The organism is Natribacillus halophilus, from assembly GCF_900100185.1.
GTDB classification, from domain to species: Bacteria; Bacillota; Bacilli; order Bacillales; family Marinococcaceae; genus Natribacillus; species Natribacillus halophilus.
Window position 1 is genome coordinate 13,695 of record NZ_FNEN01000006.1, and the last position, 13,659, is coordinate 27,353.

General features: G+C 48.6%; 17 protein-coding genes. 4 read left to right on the forward strand and 13 right to left on the reverse strand.

All coding sequences use genetic code 11. The annotated features are described in order from the left end of the window. The first annotated feature begins 64 nt into the window (after window positions 1-64). The gene (gene ytrH / locus BLS58_RS08420) at window positions 65-403 is read left to right on the forward strand and encodes a sporulation membrane protein YtrH (RefSeq protein WP_090397935.1); all 339 of its coding nucleotides are present in this window, start codon (window positions 65-67) and stop codon (window positions 401-403) included. Further along, window positions 400-906 (forward strand): sporulation membrane protein YtrI, encoded by a 507-nt coding sequence (ytrI, locus tag BLS58_RS08425; protein WP_090397937.1) that lies wholly within the window; start codon window positions 400-402, stop codon window positions 904-906. Before ytrH ends, ytrI begins: the two co-directional genes overlap by 4 nt. Here the strand turns inward: ytrI and BLS58_RS08430 are convergent. Next, window positions 903-1,862: a DHH family phosphoesterase gene (locus BLS58_RS08430; protein WP_090397939.1), complete on the reverse strand. Its 960-nt coding sequence runs from the start codon at window positions 1,860-1,862 to the stop codon at window positions 903-905. The two genes, ytrI and BLS58_RS08430, sit on opposite strands and share 4 nt — an antisense overlap. A gap of 81 nt (window positions 1,863-1,943) precedes the next feature. Here BLS58_RS08430 and BLS58_RS08435 point away from each other — a divergent pair, with 81 nt between their 5' ends. Further along, window positions 1,944-2,267: a YtpI family protein gene (locus BLS58_RS08435; RefSeq protein ID WP_090397940.1), complete on the forward strand. Its 324-nt coding sequence runs from the start codon at window positions 1,944-1,946 to the stop codon at window positions 2,265-2,267. Window positions 2,268-2,319: 52 nt separating this feature from the next. On the opposite strand, the gene BLS58_RS08440 is transcribed toward BLS58_RS08435, so the two are convergent. From BLS58_RS08440 to BLS58_RS17520, 8 genes are all read right to left on the reverse strand, one after another. Continuing rightward, window positions 2,320-3,627: a DRTGG domain-containing protein gene (locus BLS58_RS08440; RefSeq protein ID WP_090397942.1), complete on the reverse strand. Its 1,308-nt coding sequence runs from the start codon at window positions 3,625-3,627 to the stop codon at window positions 2,320-2,322. A 109-nt stretch (window positions 3,628-3,736) separates the two neighbouring features. Further along, entirely contained in the window at window positions 3,737-3,997 is a 261-nt protein-coding gene (locus BLS58_RS08445) for a hypothetical protein (protein ID WP_090397944.1), read from the reverse strand. Between the two features lie 60 nt (window positions 3,998-4,057). Next, entirely contained in the window at window positions 4,058-4,525 is a 468-nt protein-coding gene (locus BLS58_RS08450; protein ID WP_090397945.1) for a hypothetical protein, read from the reverse strand. 84 nt (window positions 4,526-4,609) lie between these two features. Then, window positions 4,610-5,290, reverse strand: coding sequence for a metal-dependent hydrolase (locus BLS58_RS08455; RefSeq protein WP_090397948.1), 681 nt, complete (start codon window positions 5,288-5,290; stop codon window positions 4,610-4,612). 116 nt (window positions 5,291-5,406) lie between these two features. Beyond that, on the reverse strand, window positions 5,407-6,528 hold the full coding sequence (ald, locus tag BLS58_RS08460; RefSeq protein WP_090397950.1) for an alanine dehydrogenase: 1,122 nt from the start codon (window positions 6,526-6,528) through the stop codon (window positions 5,407-5,409). 26 nt (window positions 6,529-6,554) lie between these two features. Beyond that, window positions 6,555-6,947 carry a hypothetical protein gene (locus BLS58_RS08465; RefSeq protein ID WP_090397952.1) on the reverse strand — a complete coding sequence of 131 codons (393 nt, stop codon included), beginning with the start codon at window positions 6,945-6,947 and terminating at the stop codon, window positions 6,555-6,557. Window positions 6,948-6,987: 40 nt separating this feature from the next. Further along, the gene (locus BLS58_RS08470) at window positions 6,988-7,752 is read right to left on the reverse strand and encodes an SDR family oxidoreductase (RefSeq protein ID WP_090397954.1); all 765 of its coding nucleotides are present in this window, start codon (window positions 7,750-7,752) and stop codon (window positions 6,988-6,990) included. A gap of 84 nt (window positions 7,753-7,836) precedes the next feature. Beyond that, complete coding sequence (locus BLS58_RS17520) at window positions 7,837-7,974, reverse strand: hypothetical protein (RefSeq protein WP_176764677.1); 138 nt, start codon at window positions 7,972-7,974, stop codon at window positions 7,837-7,839. A gap of 148 nt (window positions 7,975-8,122) precedes the next feature. On the opposite strand from BLS58_RS17520, the gene BLS58_RS08475 reads away from it, so the two are divergent. Beyond that, window positions 8,123-8,602 (forward strand): universal stress protein, encoded by a 480-nt coding sequence (locus tag BLS58_RS08475; RefSeq protein WP_090397956.1) that lies wholly within the window; start codon window positions 8,123-8,125, stop codon window positions 8,600-8,602. 68 nt (window positions 8,603-8,670) lie between these two features. Here the strand turns inward: BLS58_RS08475 and argH are convergent, their stop codons facing one another. The 4 genes from argH to BLS58_RS08495 form a co-directional block, all read right to left on the reverse strand. After that, window positions 8,671-10,047, reverse strand: a complete 1,377-nt coding sequence (argH, locus tag BLS58_RS08480) for an argininosuccinate lyase (RefSeq protein ID WP_090397958.1) — start codon at window positions 10,045-10,047, stop codon at window positions 8,671-8,673. Next, on the reverse strand, window positions 10,044-11,249 hold the full coding sequence (locus BLS58_RS08485) for an argininosuccinate synthase (RefSeq protein ID WP_143018891.1): 1,206 nt from the start codon (window positions 11,247-11,249) through the stop codon (window positions 10,044-10,046). Before BLS58_RS08485 ends, argH begins: the two co-directional genes overlap by 4 nt. A 210-nt stretch (window positions 11,250-11,459) precedes the next feature. After that, complete coding sequence (locus BLS58_RS08490; protein WP_090397960.1) at window positions 11,460-12,296, reverse strand: EcsC family protein; 837 nt, start codon at window positions 12,294-12,296, stop codon at window positions 11,460-11,462. Window positions 12,297-12,337: 41 nt separating this feature from the next. Then, complete coding sequence (locus BLS58_RS08495; RefSeq protein WP_245723109.1) at window positions 12,338-13,321, reverse strand: class I SAM-dependent methyltransferase; 984 nt, start codon at window positions 13,319-13,321, stop codon at window positions 12,338-12,340. Window positions 13,322-13,659 lie beyond the last annotated feature (338 nt).

Here is a 13,659-nt window from a genome sequence, read left to right on the forward strand (position 1 = left end):
TCCTGATTATACATGAAACAAGACAACCCTTGCTCAAGATCAGGACAGGAGGGGACCCCATCACATGTTTACCAGGGATTTTTTGGCTACATTAGTCATGGATTTCTTCGTTGCCTTCGGGGTAGTACTCGGCGGGGCACTCATCGGCGGAATCGGTGCTTTCATGATCGGAAAACCGCCGCTTGCCACTATTCACGATTTGGCCGGGAGCTTAAAAATCTGGGCACTAGTCGCTGCGATTGGCGGAACATTTGACGCCATCACCAGCCTGGAGCGTGGGATATTTTACGGCACCCATATTGATATCTTTAAAACGGTATGTATGATTCTGGCAGCGTTATCGGGAGCCAATACCGGTAGTTTGCTCGTGCAATGGATCACGCAGGAGCAGATTCACCCATGAGAATTCCTCCCTTGCACCGACGCCCTGGCTGGCAAAGATTTTTAGCCGGTGTCATCATCGGCTCGTTAATAGGCTGGGGTCTGTTCCTTTATCAGTTTGGCAATGTCCACGAAGATATGGTCGTCGAACTGGGGAAAAAGGAAATACACATTGAGCAACTGGAAAGAAATCTGGAATCATTACGGGAACGCGAGCAGGAAGAGGAAAACGACGAGCGCGATTTTGTCATCGAAGAGATTTCGATCGTTTTTGAAAATGAAGAAGAGAGCCGCCTGAGTGAACTTGCCCTGTATGATTTGCAACAACAAGCCATGGAGGAACTTGAACATCTGCTTGACGAGGATGTGGAAAGCGTAGCCGAAAATCGTGAACTGCTCGTGCGCACCATCGAGAATAAGCGCTACCCTTCCAACGATTATGAATATAACCTCATCGTTCAACAAGTGACCCTCTATCGAACACTGGAAATCCATGTGGAGGTTGTCCCCGTGGAAGATGATTAGTGGCTGGGGTTATCCTGATAGGCCGCGCATATTTCTTCCAGTTGCGCCACGACTTGCCCTCGTTCTTCCTCGGTCTCTGCAGTGGCACCGGCTGCGAGCGGGTGCCCCCCGCCTTGAAAACGGCCCGCGAGTTCGTTAATGACCGGGCCTTTGGAGCGTAATCTCACTCGATAACTTCCGTCTTCCAACTCGACGAATGTGACCCAGGCGACGATCCCTTCAACATTCGCAACGGCATGCACAATCGCTGATGATTCATTCACGCTGATTTCGTACTGCCGAAGCTGTTTCTGGCTAAGAACGATCACACCGACGCCATTTTCACTCAATGTAAAACTGGAGAGCAGCTCCCCTTCCAGACGCAAGAGTGGGAGCGACTTTTTATACATCTCACTGTATAGTCGACGAATATCGAAGGTACGTTCATATAGAAGCTGAACGGCTGCAAACGTACGCGCGGTTGTATTCGGGTGCATAAAGCGGCCGGTGTCTCCGACGATCCCTGCATATAAAAGGCGGGCGCACTCATCGTCAAGGATCCAGTCCTTTTGAGCTGCAACGTGTTCATACCAATAGACAATCATCTCGGATGTGGAGCTGAATGAGGTGTCAACCCATGCGAGCTCCGCATAATCGTCGACGGCCGGATGATGATCGATTTTAAACAGCTCACGAGCGTCCTGATAGCGCTGATCATCGATGCGGCCGGTGTTCGCCGTATCACAAACGATAACGAGTGCATTTGCGAATGCCTCATCTGTGATTGAATCCATCTTTGCTAAAAAATTTAATGATGGTTCTTCTTCACCGGCCAAATGTACCTTTTTTCCGGTATTTATTTCAATTAACCTGGCAAGGCCCGCCTGGGAACCGATCGCGTCCAGGTCCGGCCGTTCATGTCGGCAAATAATAATATGTTCATATGCGGCGATCGTATCGATTAGTTTCTGCTTCATTTTTTTGCTCCTTTGCCCGTTCTGGATCTTTCATTCAAGCTACAAAAAAGGTACACTGGGACGTGTAAGGGAGGAATATCCATGGCCATTGTCGCTATCGCCGCTATGGCGATTTCCATCGCGCTTTATGCATACAATAAATTCAAACGTTTCCGAGCCCCGGGCGATGCCATGAAACAGTGGTACCAAACGAAAAGTATGATTTCGCTCGGGGTGTTCATTCTCGCCCCCGGGTTATTATTTACGCTCCCGCCTTTTTGGGGTTTCGTTGAGCTCACTGTCGGACTCGTTTTCTCATTACTCGGGCTCGTCTATGTGATTTACGGCACGAAGTATTACCGCAAGATCCTGCCGTACGCGCGGGAAGAGTCTGAAGCGATGCGAGTTTCTAGAGGTGAGACGTGATTACTAGAGGTGAGAGGTGGGAAGTGGGAAGTGGGAGCTCTCACCTCGTCCTCTACCTCTCCAGCAACTGGGCCATCATGAGCCCCTTCCCGACAAGTTCATCCTCAAAGTATAGCTCCACATCCACCTTGCCGCTTTTGCGGCTGACCTCCAGGATTTTCCCTTTCATTTCTATCTTGCTTTCAATCTGGACAGGCTTTAGAAAATAAAGCGAGAGATTTTCAACGACGAGATCCCCTTTTCGATGACGGCGAAGCAGGCGGCTGCCCACCTCGGTCACCAATGTTGACAATACGCCATAAGAAATCATTCCGATCGGATTCGTCATTTGCGGGGTTAAATGACAGACATAATCGTAAACGGAGCCGCCGGGCGCCTCTTCCACATGGCCGGTGACGACATCATCGATCGTATCGCCCACGTGAGGTTGCCGGTGTGCAACCTGAAGGGCTTTCAATACATCCTGCCGACTGATGACACCGATCAGGCGAGACTCATCATCAATGACTGGAAGGAGCTCAATCCCTTCCCATACCATTACATGGGCGGCAGAAGCCAACGAGGTATGGGCATGGACCGTAATCGGCTCCGGGGTCATCACTTTCTCGACAGGCGTGCTTTCTTTCATCGACAAGATATCTTTCGCCGCGACCATCCCCTGCACCTTCATATGGTTATTGACGACCGGAAAGCGGCTGTGGCTCGTGTCTGTATTCAATTGATGCCACCGTTCCACCATATGATCGGTCGTTAAAAAATGGGTATCCTGGAGCGGGATCAAGATATCCTCGACGAGGACGATTTCCTTCTTGATTAATTGATCGTAGATGGCGCGATTAATGAGACTCGCGACGGTAAATGTATCATAGCTCGTGGAAATGATCGGAAGTGAAAGTTCATTGGCATAGGCAATCGTTTCTTCATTCGTGTCAAAGCCGCCGGTGATCAGCACCGCCGCACCTGCTTCCAAAGCAATTTGATGTACCTGATAACGGTTCCCGACGATTAACAGGTTGCCCGGTTCTACGTAGCGCATCATCGCTTCCATTTTCATGGCGCCGATGACAAACCGCTGCAATGTTTTATGTAAGCCTTCCCGGCCCCCGAGAACATGTCCATCGACAATATTGACAACCTCGGCAAACGTGAGGTGTTCGAAGTTTTCTTTTTTCTTCTCTACCCGAATCGTGCCGACCCGTTCGATCGTCGTGACGAGCCCTTGATTTTCAGCTTCCTTAATCGCTCGATAAGCGGTCCCCTCGCTAAGATTCAAGGTTTTGGCAATCGAACGAACAGAGATCTTCTCACCGACACCCAGGTGATAAATATGTTGCAGGATTTGTTCGTGCTTCGTTGACATAACTTCACCCCCATTCTTTAAAGCAAGTAAAAAACTTGGTGGCTAGCCAAGTTTTTGCGCGTAAATCCGTGTCCGGTTGTTTTCATTATAAACTTAGGGGTGCAGATGATCAAGCTCGGAGGCGTCTTCCCTGCGTTTGGACGGCTTTACGGCTTTCAAGAACGGTTCTCGTGTCAATGGTACCGCTTTTCTTTTTATGCCGCTCATGGAGCAATGCCGAGAGGTTCCCGCCGACGACGAGCAGGGCAAAGACAAACCAAACGATTGCAAACACACCGGCGATCCCTCCGGCTTGCATGGAAAACTGTTCAAACGCGTGCCAGAGAAGAAAAGCCGCTACCCCCAACGAAATAAAAAGACGCGTGCGCATTCAGGTCCCTCCCCTCTTACGCTAGGATATGTGCAGACTTCTTTTCGTATGACTCGTCCTCTACCCAAGTAAAAAGAATAAGGCAAGCACAAACACAAACAACAAAACGAGCGTCAGATGCAATTTATTTTCATCGCTGGATCCGGTCTGATACTTATGAACAATCGAAAAAACGAACAAAAACACAAGAAACAAAAAAGCCCCAAAAAAGGCATAAAGAAGAACCCGCCATTCCTGCATCCAAGTGATCAAGGGCAAAAACTCCGCACTGACAATAAACACAACGGCGGCAATTGCCCCTACTATACCTGTAACTAAGGGTCCAATGCGCCATAAGGAAGAAGCGAAAATATTATTATCTTTTTTCGCTTCAAATAGAAATAAAAAATAAAAACAGCTCAAGACTAACATTATAAACAGGACGCTAAAGTAAGGTGGAATTTCCGTTACCCCAAACAAAGATACGATTGATGCCGAAAAAGACTCAATGCAGATGAATATGAATATTAAAAGTGCAAAAGCAAGCATTTGAAAAATCGTCCATCGTGACAGTAGGTACCACCCCTAATATAACTATAAAGGAGTAACCCAACCAAGGGTTACTCCTTACCATTAAATATCAACGCTTTCTCCCGGTTGCAGGGCTCGTCCCCTGATGGGCGATAACTCGTCGACGAATTTCTGTCCGTCTTGTTCGATCAGCGGGAAGGTGTTGTAGTGTATCGGAACGACGAGTTCCGGATTAATCCATTCCGTTGCAACCTTGGCATCATCGGGTCCCATCGTGAAGTTGTCTCCGATCGGTATAAAGGCAACGCTGATATCATTATGATCACCGATCAGCTTCAAGTCGGAGAACAAGCTTGTGTCTCCGGCGTGATAGATCGTTTTGTTATCTGCTGTGAACAAAATACCCGTGGGCATGCCCGTGTATATAATCTGGCCTTCTTCTTCCGCGTAGGAAGAACTATGCCACGCCGGGGTTAATTTTACATGGCCAAACTTAAACTGGTGTCCGCCGCCGATATTCAGCGGGTGCGTTTCCAGCCCCTTTGAGCCAAGATAGCCGGCAAGCTCGTGGGTCGCTACAACGAGCGCGTTTGATCGCTTGGCAATGTCAACCGTGTCCCCAAGGTGATCCGCGTGACCGTGGGTAAGTAAAATCGCGTCCGGTTCCACATCTTCCGGATTAATATCGCACGTGCCATTGCCCGTAATAAACGGATCGATGAGAATATTCGCATCCGGCGTTTCGATTTCGATAAAGGATTGACCGTGAAACGTTAGTTTCATTGCTTTCATCACCTCAATTTTAGTTCTAACGTCACTATATCCGAATCAACGAAGGCTCAAACTTGTTTTTAGTGCAACTAAGGCTTTCGCCATTTTGGCGATAAGCCAAGTTTTCTTTAAAAAGCATCCAGGCTATCATCCACATTAGCAGATTCAATATTTTGCGCCTGACCGACGGCTTCATAGGTTAAGCGACCGGCGATCGTATTCAGGCCTTTTTTCAAAGGTTCATCATCATGCATCGCCTGTACGACGCCTTTATCCGCGAGGGCCGATACATAAGGAAGCGTGACGTTGGTAAGGGCCATCGTCGCTGTGCGCGGAACAGCGCCGGGGATGTTGGCGACGGCATAATGGAGGACATCGTGCTTGATATACACGGGATCATCATGAGTGGTTATGTGGTCCACCGTCTCGAAAATACCCCCTTGATCAACGGCGATGTCCACTAATACAGAGCCCGGCTGCATCTGTTTTATCGTTTCTTCACGTACGAGTGTCGGTGCTTTTGCGCCGGGAATAAGAACAGCGCCAACGACAAGATCGGCTTCCCTGACGGACTGATCAATCGTCACAGGATTGGACATCAGCACATTGACTTGCGAGCCGAACAAATCGTCGAGTTCCCGCAAGCGTTGCGGATTAAGATCAAGTATCGTTACGTCTGCTCCCATGCCTAGGGCGATCTTAGCCGCGTTGGTACCGGCCACACCCCCGCCGATGATCGTTACCTTTCCTCGTTCAACACCGGGAACACCCGAGATCACGATGCCTTTTCCGCCTTTCGTTTTTTCAAGGTATTGAACGCCCATTTGCGCGGACATCCGTCCGGCTACCTCGCTCATCGGTGTTAAAAGCGGCAATGAGCCATCAGCCGTTTGCACGGTTTCATAGGCAACAGCGGTCACTTCATGCTCCAGGAGAGCCTTAGTTAACTCCGGCTCCGCAGCCAGGTGTAGATATGTAAATAAAAGTTGATGTTTTTTTAAATATTGATATTCGGACGAAGTAGGTTCCTTCACCTTGACGATCATATCAGCTTCCCACGCTTCTTGCGCGCTGCTTACGATCGCTGCTCCCGCCTCCCTATATTGCTCATCCGGAAAGCTCGATCCCTCTCCAGCTCCTGTTTCGACGAGGATGTGATGTCCCTTTTGCTTCAATTGCACAACAGCTGCCGGTGTCAACGACACGCGGTTCTCTTGATTTTTCACTTCTCTGGGTATGCCGATACGCATTTTCCCCACCCCTTAACTATTAAACTTTACGAATCTTCCATAGGCTGCTCGTTTTTCTCCCATCGCCACGTATATAACTCGCTATCGCCATTCCGCCAGCGGATATCCATGCTCTCGAGTTGCGGAAATTCTTCCTTGATTCTCTTTGCCAACGTTTCTGCCTTTACATCTTCATTCACATTCACAAGTGCTGCCATATTATCGACTCGTGTTTCCGCATCTTCTGCGCGCAACACCCGATCTTCATGTTGGAACTCATAATAATCGGGACTGTCATATTTCCATTGATAGACTTCATCCTCCGCTTCAATCGTTATTCGCATCGAGAACATATCCATCAATTCATCAGCGCGAACCGAGCCCAGGAACGATGTGAGCAACAGCAACACGGCCATCATGATAAAAAGAAATTTTTTCATGGTATCACCTCAGTCTCTAAGGTGACCCATTTCAGTATTTTTATTCATGACGGCGGCGATGAATCACGTCCACACCCCCGGTGACTTCAATAATCGTCCCAGTGACCATATCAGCATCTTCACTGGCAAAATAAAGAACCGTTCGCGCGATATCCTCCCCTGTCCCGGAACGGCCGATAGGCGTATGCGGATCATGATACTTTTTACTCTCGGCAATCGTCCCTTCTTTCCAGTCATCGACTATCATGCCCGGACAGACCATGTTAGCCGTAATACCATGCTCCGCTTCTTCAATGGACACGGTTTTGATCAATGAAGCCAAACCGGTTTTTGCCGCTCCGTATGCCCCGCGATACAACCATCCCGGCGCGTTGCCGACATCCTGGAAGCCATAGGCAATAATACGACCGTATTGCTGCTTGCGCATTTGCGGCAACGCCTGTTTCAGCATTGTAAACATCGCCGTTAAATTGCCGTTGATCATTTCATTCCATTCTTCGGTGCTGTAATCGTGTATTTTTTTTCTTTCAAATATGTACGGACCCGCATTGTTGACTAATACGTCCAAACGGCCGAATCGTTCAATCGCTACAGTGAATAATTGCTCAATGTCTTCCTGATGGGTTACATCAGCCTGTACCGCAAACAAGCGTGTTTCATCCATTCCCAGTTCTTCACGCAAGTGATGGACAGCCTGTTCATCATTTCGGTAACTGACCGTCACGATATAACCTTCCTGCAAAAGGGCCTCGGTCACTTTGCGCCCGAGCCCTTTTGCGCCTGCCGTCACAATCGCATGCCTCATGCCGTGGTTCCTCCTGCTGCTGTTCTTTTACATCGATTTTACTACGGTTTCTTCAGAAAAAAAAGCCAGAAAAGTTTTCTGGCCCTATTTTTGCCCTTTATCTTGCTTTGGATTGGCTTTCTTTTCATCATCACTCGCAATTTGATAACTCTTTAGCATCTGGTCATGCACGACTTCGTCGCTATTTTTTTTCTGATTTTTAGGTTTAAAATTTTCCTTCACAGGATACACCTACCTAGAGATCTTTTTTAGCAGTTAAGAAAGTATAAACTTTCTTATCTTGCATAAGCGCAACTAGCAAATCCAAGAACCGGTTGTGTTATAATACCCTTAACATCATCACACTATACCACTTGAAGGAGGAGAACGCATGAATCGTTACAGCAGAATTCTCGTAGGTGTTGACGGATCAAATGAATCAAGCTTCACCTTTGAACAAGCCTGTGATTTTGCCATTGATCAGGAAGCCACCCTTTACATTGTAACGGTGATAGATACGAAAAACTTCGCAACCATCGAACGTTTTGACCGTCAAATCGTAAAAAAAGCTGAAGAACAAGGTCACGAAACCCTCGAAAATTTCAAGAAACAAGCGCTGGATAAAGGGGTGCCGCAAGTGGAAACCATCCTCGACTTTGGTTCTCCGAAGGTTCGGATCACCCGACACCTTGCCCCGGACAATGATATCGACTTGATCATGGCCGGAGCCACCGGAGCCAACCGGGTTGAACGCATGGTCATCGGCAGTGTTTCCGAGGCGATCGTACGCAATGCAAGCTGCGATGTAATGATTGTGAGATGGAACCGGAAACTGCCGAGCGAAGGCGATGAACTCCCTGAAGAGTCATAAAAAAATATCCATGTAAACATTCCCAAGCTTTTTGCTTGGGAATGTTGTTTAATTGAGGCGACTCTCCTCTATATATCCAATCGCTCTTTCCACTTGGCTATCGCCTGCTGCACTTGCGTAAATCCTGTACCTCCCTCACTGTTCCGGCGCGCAACGACTTCACGAGGATCCAGCGCCTCATAAATATCTTCCTCGAACAAAGCGCTTGCTTCTTCGAATGTGGCGAACGGACATTGGGCGAGGACGATGTCGTTTTCGATGCAGTGGAGAACGAGCTTGCCGACGACTTCGTGGGCTTCCCTGAACGGCATGCCCTTCGCGGCCAGATAATCGGCGAGTTCGGTTGCATTGGAAAAATCCGTGGAAACGGCCTTTTTTGCCGACTTCTCCTGGACGATCATGGAGTCGATCATGCCCGTGAAAATCTTCAGCGATCCTTTCACGGTTGTTACCGTGTCAAACACGCCCTCTTTATCTTCTTGCATATCCTTGTTATACGCGAGCGGCAAGCTTTTCAATGTCGTGAGCAAACTGAAAAGGCTCCCATATACGCGCCCGGTTTTGCCGCGGACCAATTCGGCCATATCCGGGTTCTTTTTTTGTGGCATAATGCTGCTGCCGGTGGCGAATGTATCATCGAGTTCAATAAAGTCGAATTCCTCACTCGACCAAAGGATGATTTCTTCGGATAAACGAGAGAGGTGCATCATAATCGTGGAGCCGATGCTTAAAAACTCAATGAGAAAATCACGGTCACTGACCGCATCCAGACTATTTTCATAGATCCCGTCAAAGCCTAATGCTTCCGCCGTTTGTCGACGATCGATCGGGAAGGTCGTTCCCGCAAGGGCTCCGGCACCGAGCGGTGACACATTGACGCGTTTCAAACTATCCGTGAGCCTGTCTGCATCGCGAGCGAGCATCTCGACATAAGCGAGCAGATGATGCCCGAACGATATCGGCTGCGCCCGCTGCAAATGAGTATATCCGGGGATCAACGTTTCTGTGTGCTCTTCGGAACGTCCGACGAGCACACGTTGTAAATCGCGGATCAGCCCGATGATCTCTTCGGTTTCCTCTCGCATAAAAAGATGCATATCTGTCGCTACCTGGTCATTTCGGCTGCGGGCTGTATGGAGTTTACCGGCTACCTCGCCGATTTCTTCCGTGAGCAGCTTCTCGATATTCATATGAATATCTTCATACTTGACGTCAAATTCGAGATCACCATTCGCCGCTTTCTTTTCCAGCGTGACCAGGCCATCGTGAATCTTGTGCCCATCTTCTTCGCTAATAATATCGCAAGAACGAAGCATGGCCACGTGGGCCATGCTTCCTCGAATATCCTGGATCACGAGCTTCTGGTCAAAAGAAATCGACGCGCCGAATTCATCGACCCAGGCTTCCGCTTCTTTTGTAAACCGGCCGCCCCATAACTTCGTCATGCTTTCACACCACTCTTATTGATCTGGCTGTGCACTTTCGTCGGCAGACCCCATAATTGCGTGAAGCCGACTGCTGCATTGTGATCGAACTCATCTTCCGGTGTATACGTGGCCAACTTCTCGTCATACAGCGAATAAGGAGATGTACGCCCTTCAACGATCGCGTGGCCTTTAAACAATTTCACGCGCGTTTTTCCGGTTACGCTTTTCTGTGATTCTTTTAAAAATGCCTCAAGGGCCGGTCTTAATGAAGAGAACCATAGGCCTTTATAGATCAGCTCCGTCAGTTCCTTGGAGACGACCGGTTTAAAATGAGCCATTTCCCGCGGCAACGTTAAATCTTCCAATTCCTTGTGGGCAGTAAGAAGCGTCATCGCCCCGGGGCATTCATACACTTCACGGGATTTGATGCCGACGAGACGATTTTCCACGTGATCGATACGACCAATCCCATGGGTACCTGCTTTTTCATTCAAATGCATGATCAGCTGATCGAGCTCATAGGCGGTGCCATCCACGGCTACAGGTTTGCCCTGGTCAAATTCAATTTCGATCACCTCGGGTGTATCGGGCGTTTCCTCAAGGGGATTCGTTAGAGCATAAGCGCCTTCCGGCGGTGTGGCCCACGGATCTTCGAGGATCCCGCATTCATTGCTGCGTCCCCAGAGGTTTTCATCAATGGAGTAGGGATTATCAAGATCGACGGGAACCGGAATGTTGTGCTGTTTGGCATAATCAATTTCCTCATCCCGGGACCAGCCCCACTCGCGTACGGGCGCAATGACATCGACATCCGGATTTAACGCTTGAATGGAAACTTCGAATCGCACCTGGTCATTCCCTTTTCCGGTGCAACCGTGAGCGATGGTTCCGGCGCCGGTCTGTTCCGCGATCTCGACGAGTTTTTTCGAAATGAGCGGACGGGACAGCGCGGAGACGAGCGGATACTTTTGTTCATACATCGCCTGCGCCTGCAAAGCCGGCAACACGAAGTCTTCCGCGAACTCTTTCTTTGCATCGATGGAATACGATTGCGTCGCGCCGACGTCCAGTGCTTTCTGTTTCACCTTCTCCAGATCATTGCCTTCACCAACGTCCAGGCCCACCGCGATAACCTCATAGCCTTGATCCATCAACCAACGCACAGCCACGGATGTGTCCAGTCCGCCGGAATAAGCCAAAACGACTTTTCCCTTATTCATATCGATTTCCTCCCATGTATGGTTATACTTCAAAGGTTATTTTTATACATTATTGTGTAAAAAAAGAGGATGACTCCTCTTCTACGTTCACCATAGTTTTACTTTATCATCCTTCGCTTCGAAACTCAATACTTATACATACATTTTTATAAAAATGTATTCAAGGGTTTCATTTCCATACATGATAAGAAGCGTTTGTGAGAAGACGAATCAACCGTTATGTTGCCTATCGAGCAAGTAACGCTTTTCATAGTAAGCACTGGCAATCTCTGATACTTGTCTTGTTAAGCGATAATTACTATACGCCCCGTATGCAACACCGACCAACGGTACGCCCTGGATGAGCCTTTTCCTGAGCATCGCGATCATCGCCAGTTTTCCGACTTGTCGCAAAGGTTGCTGCAGCCATTTTTCGTCGATCACACGCTCTTGACCGTTATAAAATTCACCGACAATATTCTCCGTCTCCGTTTCGAGCTCTTTCCAACCCGGATATTGCATAAAATAGGGAGATGAACCGACTTGAAACACCTTTAACGCGATCATCATTTCAGCAGGGTGGCGTAAATCATAGCCGAAAGCAAGCGCAGACAACTGTACCGTCCGCAAGTTAATCGCCATTAACAATGGCATATCCGAAGCCAGCAAAAAGGGACCGGCAAACCCGGTAACCCCACCCTGACCAAAAGCAAGCAGGCGTTGTTTGGCCATCAACTGTGAAAGAATAAACTGATTCTCTTCAACGCGAAGCTTGCGTACATCATTAATTCCATTGATATCATCCTGGAAGACACGAGCCGTCACGAGCACGCGTTCTTCTGTCTCTCTTTGCACGTTGGAATTCAAAATCATACTTTGTGTGTAAAAAAGAAAACGGTCCACACCGTCCAGCAATTTTTCATGCCATTTTTCCGGCATCCGGGCGAGTGCCTCTGTTTGCCATTTTTGCATCGCCCACGCTTCGGCATTACTTCCTTCAAAATAACGGTTCTCCCATTCCTGAATCGCTTCCAGACGCTGTTGAATGTGTTCCGGCGACGAGGACATGATGTGATTTCCCCTTTTTCTACAGTTTTTTTACAGCGCTTTTACTTGTCAAAAAATTGTTCAAACCATTCATTGATACGCTCGACCATATCACTCAAAGCTTCCGCTCGGGAAAACGAAGGAAGCTCGGCAAACAGTGCCTGTGGCGGCGCCTGTACCCCTGGTCCATTCTTTTGCAGCAGCCAAATGCTTTTCGCGTGTTGCTCGTTTTTGAACATCGTCTCCGGCAATTGCAAAAGACCGAGCGTCACCGCTTCGTTTTTTACAAAATTGTGAAGGAACTCGGCACCTTCACGGGTGAACATCGTGTTTGGGATCAGGTATATGGCGACTCCACCTTCTTTAAGGGCTTGCCAGGAATTTTCAAAAAGTGCGTATTCCGAGGGCATACGGCCTTGCTCGGGACGAGTTTGAAAATCGGCAACCACCTCATCATGGGGATAATAGCCGACAGGCAAGTCCGAAACGATCGCGTCGACCTCGGGAAAGCCTTGTTGACGAATACTATCCATTTGCAAAAGCTGCAGTGAATGGCGTTGTAAATTCGACATGGCATACGCGACGCGTACGAGGGAATCATCTACTTCCGCCCCGATAACGGTGGCGATCTGATCCGTTTCGTTAAGGATCGCCGTTAACAGATTGGCGGTTCCCATCGCCGGGTCGAGAAGGCGGATGTCTTTGTCATCCGCGATAAGCTTCTTTAACAAGTAGGAAACAAAAAGGGCCACGCCATCTGGCGTCATCGCATGATGGGGTTGGACGTTCTCCTTCATCCCCTTTAAAATGGCAAGTTGAAAAGCTTTGCGAACGGTCTCGCGATCCACATCATCTTGAGGAGCGTTGGCCAACAAACGTTCCAGGTTTTTTTGCAGGGACTCCGGGAGATCTTCCCGGACTTTTCCGTGGAATAAAATATCCCCTGCTTCTGCCAACGCGTCCAAATATGTATATTCAATGTTTTGACTTATAGCTGTCGCCATTTGATCCAACGTATTAAAAAGTTGTTCTGTTTGTTCCGCCAATTCGTTCACCTCGCATGTCCAAGTTTATCATGACACAGCTATAATCTCCACATATACGCTAATCAAAACACGGTTTCTTCAAAGTCCTGGTAGGTGACGCTATTTGCGTATCACGCGTATTGCCTCACTCATCATGTTCTGCTCGTCTATGAGGGTATGATTCCGAGGGTGTCATCCCTCGCAGGCTTACCCGCTCCTCTTTTGGGGGATGATTTCGGCCATTTCATACCTCGCGGGCTTGCCCGTTCCCCTTTTGGGGGATGATTTCGGCGATTTTATACCTCGCAGGCTTGCCCGCTCCTCTTTTGGGGGATGATTTCGGCGATTTCATACCTCGC